The 5,797-nt window shown below is 40.6% G+C and carries 9 protein-coding genes; all 9 read left to right on the top strand.

Features of this window, described 5'->3' with window-relative positions; translation table 11 throughout:
* A partial coding sequence (locus BUB81_RS22255; protein WP_175555856.1) for a hypothetical protein occupies positions 1–247 on the top strand: 247 nt, incomplete at its 5' end.
* A gap of 502 nt (positions 248–749) precedes the next feature.
* Positions 750–1,013, top strand: a complete 264-nt coding sequence (locus BUB81_RS21725) for a hypothetical protein (protein ID WP_073325464.1) — start codon at positions 750–752, stop codon at positions 1,011–1,013.
* Positions 1,014–1,157: 144 nt separating this feature from the next.
* Complete coding sequence (locus BUB81_RS21730) at positions 1,158–1,541, top strand: hypothetical protein (protein ID WP_073325465.1); 384 nt, start codon at positions 1,158–1,160, stop codon at positions 1,539–1,541.
* Positions 1,542–1,660: 119 nt separating this feature from the next.
* Entirely contained in the window at positions 1,661–1,912 is a 252-nt protein-coding gene (locus tag BUB81_RS21735; RefSeq protein ID WP_073325466.1) for a hypothetical protein, read from the top strand.
* A 1,428-nt stretch (positions 1,913–3,340) separates the two neighbouring features.
* Positions 3,341–3,688: an energy transducer TonB gene (locus BUB81_RS21745; RefSeq protein ID WP_073325468.1), complete on the top strand. Its 348-nt coding sequence runs from the start codon at positions 3,341–3,343 to the stop codon at positions 3,686–3,688.
* 73 nt (positions 3,689–3,761) lie between these two features.
* Entirely contained in the window at positions 3,762–4,067 is a 306-nt protein-coding gene (locus tag BUB81_RS21750) for a hypothetical protein (RefSeq protein ID WP_175555857.1), read from the top strand.
* Between the two features lie 172 nt (positions 4,068–4,239).
* Positions 4,240–4,878 (top strand): hypothetical protein, encoded by a 639-nt coding sequence (locus BUB81_RS21755; RefSeq protein WP_073325470.1) that lies wholly within the window; start codon positions 4,240–4,242, stop codon positions 4,876–4,878.
* Positions 4,879–4,959: 81 nt separating this feature from the next.
* The gene (locus BUB81_RS21760; protein ID WP_073325471.1) at positions 4,960–5,238 is read left to right on the top strand and encodes a hypothetical protein; all 279 of its coding nucleotides are present in this window, start codon (positions 4,960–4,962) and stop codon (positions 5,236–5,238) included.
* A 146-nt stretch (positions 5,239–5,384) separates the two neighbouring features.
* On the top strand, positions 5,385–5,591 hold the full coding sequence (locus BUB81_RS21765) for a hypothetical protein (RefSeq protein ID WP_073325472.1): 207 nt from the start codon (positions 5,385–5,387) through the stop codon (positions 5,589–5,591).
* Positions 5,592–5,797 lie beyond the last annotated feature (206 nt).

The following is a 5,797-nucleotide window of genomic DNA, read 5'->3' on the forward strand; positions in this document are numbered from 1 at the left end:
TGGAATTACATTCACTTTTGTATCTTGGGAATTCGCCACACCGAATGCTGAAAATACTTTGCATGAGTTGCCGCCTTACATTGCTTTGTCAGCATTCCCAATATCTATAATTGCCGTAGTAATAGGGGTTATTGCTTTAATTAAAGGGCACAGTCGTATACAAGCTACTGCAAGCATATTATTGGCTGTACCACTTTCCACATTTATTGGTTTAATGTATTGGGTAGCTCTACACGGCGGCGTGTAAAACATAACAAACCAAGCAAGCGGGACAATTACACGTGGGCTCCCGTCACTTCGTTCCGTATTATAGCCCACGTGTAATTGCCCCTTCTTGGGGTGTTATGTACTCAGGGAAAAATTATTCTAGCTCTATTCATATTTTTACTAATTTCGTTTTTAAGTGCTTTCGTTGGGTTTATTCTCGCTCGATTTGCCATAAACGAAGAAACGTTTAAAAGCTCAGGCTATTTAAGCAAAGCTTGCATTTACCATATCCCAGAAATATTTTTGAAGAGTTGGTATAAGCCCCAAATGCTTTATGTAAGAAATATGATAATTTGGGGGTTGTTGGGTTGCATAATTGGCTTCACAGCTCTGTATGTTTTGGCAAGGTATAATGTTGTTTAAGCACGTACATAACAATCTGCTGTAGTCACCCGCAAGCGGGCTGGGACGCAAACACATGGGCTGCGTCGCTTCGCTCCTAATTTTAGCCCATGTATTTCCGCCCCTAAGCAGGGCGTTAGGTGTCAGAAGATATGAGCATAGTTTTTATTGTTTTCTTCAGCTTTGTTTCTGCTGGCTTTGTTGCAATTTATTACTATCGTTTAATTGTCAGTATTTACGGTTCTGTGTTTAGTTGCACTGGTTTGAGCGACTTTATACAGGTGGTTGTTTTAAATGCAGAAAACAGCTTGACCGAACAACAGTTAAAACTAAGAAATAATGCTTCCGGTTGGTTTTTAGTGTTATCAATATTGTTGTTTTCATCCAGTTTTATAGGTAACTGATACTGCACAATCAAGGGATGTTTACGGTGCCACCTAACAAAAAAATTATGTCGCCCGCCAGGGCGGGCTGGGACACAAACACGCAGGCTCTGCTTCGCAGTTTAGCCTACGTGTTTGTGCCCCATATTTAGGTGTTAGGTGTCTATGGCAACGGCTTTACTTTTTTTTATTCCTTTCTTGATGCTAATTTTCCTATTTGTTCATCTTATTGCAGGGATGACATACAAAGTTGGTTGTGAAAAAGGAAAATGGGTAAAAACATGGCATACCGAATCTGTGATAATAAATGGAGCTCGTTTTCGTGGAACAGTTAAAGTAAAGGTTTTTGAGAATGGGTTATTGTTTCAATCATATATCCCACTTTTTCCAAATAAATTCTGGCTCCCAAAATATGGGACAAGGATAGAATTAAAGCACTACGATTTGCCTTACATTGCTCCTGTTTATGAAGCCACTAATAAAATGTACCAAGTACAGGTAATGGAAAAAAATAAGTATATTTTTGAACAATTCGGTAGTGACACCTAACAAACGCATTAACACTCGCTTCGCTCGCTAGGGACAAAAACACGTAGGCTCCCTGCGCTTCGCTTGGTATTGTAGCCTACGTATTTTTGCCCGTTATGCGGGCGTTATAAGGCTCTTCAATGGAGGAAGTAATTTGGCGCATCGTCACCTTTATTGTATTTGGTACTTGGTTAGTGTTTGTGCCACGACATATGGAATTTATATTGGTTAAGTACCAAAGTTTCTTGTACAAATATATTCCGCTAGCACAACTTGTATTTAAGACAGAGAAAGAAGCCGCCATACCAATTTTCAATGAAAGAGCGATTAGAGCTATTGGGTTTGCCCATTATTTAGGGGCAGTCGTAGTTGCAACTAAGCATCAGTGGTAAGCCTTATAACAAACCAAGCAAGCGGGACAATTACACGTGGGCTCCCGTCACTTCGTTCCGTATTATAGCCCACGTGTAATTGCCCCTTCTTGGGATGTTATACGCAAAAGGATTCGCTTTGTACGGTAACCCAATAACTTTTCTTTGTCTGGGTGTTTCAGGTTTAGCCTGTCTCAGCATTTTATTGTGGCCTTTTGTCGCGTATACGAGTATTTTTCTTTTCGATTCGCCGGACTCTGAAAATAATCCATTTGTGTGGTTTGCTGCTTTTTTGATGCTGTCATACCCTTTAACTGTCGCTTTGGGGACCTTCATTTCTTGGAAGGCTCATACTTCAACGAATTCATTAAAGGCATTAGCTGGAGTCTTAATATCTTCAGTAAACTACTTACTTTTGTTTGTGTATTTTAATGCTTGGTAAAACGTGCGCTATTTGCGTATAACAATCACATTAAGCCGCTCGCAGGCTCGCTGGGACAGTAACACGTGGGCTCTGTCGCTTCGCTCGGATTTTAGCCCACGTGTTACTGCCCCTTATGTGGGTGTTATAAGCCATGAATAGTTTTGAGAAGACTTTTAATATCCTAGTTTTAATTTGGTCTGTTATCTTTTTGATAATTACTAAACATGACGTAAATGGGAGTTCTGAAACAGAATGGTTATCACTAAATCAATACAGGTTGGTTTGGTACTTTAGTCTTGTTCTCGCCCTTGGAGGATTTGGTTCTTGTGTTGTGGACGCATCAAAGAGATTTCAGGATAAAGGAAAGCGTAATCAGTGGATTCTGTACCTTCTAGTATTCAATTTTGTAAGTTATCCAATTTATTTATTCAAATATGGTTTTAGGCATCGAGAAAATGGCTTATAACAAGCAAATTATGTCGCCCGCAGGCGGGCTGGGACACAAACAGGCAGGCGGCTTCGCCATTATATCCTGCCTGTTTGTGCCCCATATTTAAGTGTTATGTTTACAGGGAAGTCTGCCAATCAGTAAACTAGATTTATTAAAGTGTTATGGTAATAGCGTTGTGAGCTTTCTAGGTGTATTGGGCTATTTATCAATACCTGCTAGCTATTACTTTAAGCCATTAGCAATCCTTTCATTTTTTATGCTTTTGTGTCTCTGGGTGTTTACTGGTGGGCTCATAGTTACAGTTTTTCAGCTTCTATATGCTGCTTATCAACATTTTGTAAAAAAGTCTGAATCAGTTATTTATTTGCATCACTTTAAAGGCGCTTTAGCTAGCTGTTTATCATATATTCTACTTTTTGTTGGTATGGCAAATGGACTAATGGTGACCGCGTAAACATAACAAACGCATTAAATCGCTCGCAAGCTCGCTGGGACGCTAACACATGGGCTGCGTCACTTCGTTCCTAATTTTAGCCCATGTGTTATCGCCCTTTATGCGGGTGTTAGGTACTACATGGGTAAAAAGATACTAATCCTCACTTTTCTATTATTGCCGTTTTTGTCCCATGCAGAAGATTCGGTTGAATTTTGTAGTGAAGAGGTAATACCTTTATCACCGCTAGAACTAGTATGGCCAGGGGCACCAGCAGGAGGCTCGGAAGCAAAGACGATATCTGAAACAGTATCATTGAAGTTCATTGTTAATGAGCTAGGAGTTACTGAAAATATAGAAGTTGTTGGGTCAAGCTCTTATGTTTATGTTCGTGGTGCGAGAAGAACCATTGCAAAAACCAAGTTCCATAAACCCCATTTAAAATGTATAAAATACATGGATATTAGATATGAAGAAGCACGCACCTAACAAACAAATGTTGGGGACACAAACACGCGGGCTCTGCTTCGCAGTATAGCCCACTCGTTTGTGCCTCCAAATTATGGCGTTAGTACCCAAAGGAATGGAAACATTGAAGGTAAAATCATCTAAAAAGTTACTTCTAAAAATGATGCGAAGCATTTTGCTATTGTGCATTGTTTTTGGCAGCACTGGCTATGTTTGGTCTACATCTGTATATGAGTGTATTCCATTCTTTCACTGGGAATTCTGTGGTTCAATGGGGCAAGCAGAAATTGTTTATGCCTTGGTAGCATTCGATGTTATTTTGGCTATTTATATCATGGCGCCATTCTTTACTTACTTTAGTTACAAAGAAATAATTAAAAATCGTAATAAAGGCAATTAACTCAAGCAGGTACAAGGTTGTTTTTGGTTCACGGGTACTAACAAACCGCTGTAGACGCACGCGGAGCGTGCTGGGACAAAAACACGTGGGCCGTCCTCGCTTCGCTCGTTATTATAGCCCACGTATTTTTGCCCCTAAGCGGGGCGTTAGGGCTCAATACAAAAAGGAGAGCATGTTGGATTTCATTATTGGTGTTTTAGGCAGCATTATAGGAAATTTTTTAACCGATTTAACCAAGTCAGTTATGAATTGGGACAAACTTTTTGGAGCGAATAAGCTTCAACCTGTACATCTGGCAGTTCCGGAACAGGTACCTGAGATAGATCGAGAAAAATATGCCAGAAGAATGCTAAATCAAGCTAGAGCAGAAAGCTTTAAATGGTCATTTAATATGGTCACTTGGTCGATGCTAATGCTCTTTACATCAGCAATGCTGCCTATTTTACTTAGCTCGAATTTAGGCGCCAGCATTGACCTTCAGTCTACTAGGCTATCATGGCTGCCACTTGAGCAAATAAGCCCCATATCTCTATCTATTTGCTATGCAGCGATAGCGTTTATTCCAGTCTTTATTCTTGGGCAGACAATTACAAAATATATTGAGGTTATCTACGACCGAGAGTGGGGGGACGTTACTCCACAGAAATACTTTATATTCTATATGCGTGCTCTTTTGCCGATAATTATTATCTATTCTGGCTTGGTGGTTTTTAGCGTTAATCCAGAAATCAATATTCTTGAATCGTTTAAATACCCTTTTTACGTTGTTGGAGCTATGTTTGTCGCAGCTATCATGGGATATAGGCCCTAACAAAGCCAGTCAGAGGGACAGCCAAACCGCTTCGCGCTTTGCCTGCCCCTGCTGGCGGCGTTAGGTGCCAAGTGGACAGTTATGAATCCAGTCTCTTTTTTAGAAAAGCTTCGCGAACAATATATTGCTACTGAAGATGACGACTTGCTTTTCACCAATAAAGAATGTGCTCTTGGTAGCACTATTTATCGGTTGAATTGCTGGAAGGATTTTCATGGCAAAGATAGCGTTGTTGTTTTTGAACTAAAGGAAAAAGGGTTGCTAATCTCTACGAGTACCTGTTTAGGCATTCGATTCTCCGAAACACAAGACATTTTGCTTTTAAGTGAACAGCAATTGTGGGATATAGGTATTCCCTAGCATGGCACCTAACAAAAAAATTAAGTTCGCCCGCTGCGCGGGCTGGGACACAAACAGGCAGGCGGCTTCGCCATTATAGCCTGCCTGTTTGTGCCCCATATTTAGGCGTTATTTGCCACGTGGATATTCAATCAAGGAGGCTGTATATGTCTAAAAAATCGAGAGTCGTTCTATTACCACTTATTGCCAGCATTTCATTTGTATTTTCGTTCTGGATTTTGGAAGTGCGCAAGGCGCAAGAGTTTGCGGGTATCAGTAACGATGTAGCAGGAGGTGCGGTTTTGGGTTTGGGTATTGGTGTAATGCTCGTGCTACTTGCAACTGTACAAAACAAAAAACAGGGCTCTTTTTAGAGAGCCTCATATAACAAACCACTCAAGGCTCTCGCTTCGCTCGCTGGGACGCTAACACATGGGCTGCGTCACTTCGTTCCTAATTTTAGCCCATGTGTTAACGCCCCTTAGTGGGGTGTTATGTGCTCAAGGGACGTTTAGCTTGGAAACTGTCGATATAGAATGTGAAGTTGAAGTCTCCTTAATTGAACTTGCCATGAAAAATC

Origin of the sequence: Marisediminitalea aggregata, assembly GCF_900129565.1 — a bacterium.
Lineage (GTDB): Bacteria > Pseudomonadota > Gammaproteobacteria > Enterobacterales > Alteromonadaceae > Alteromonas > Alteromonas aggregata.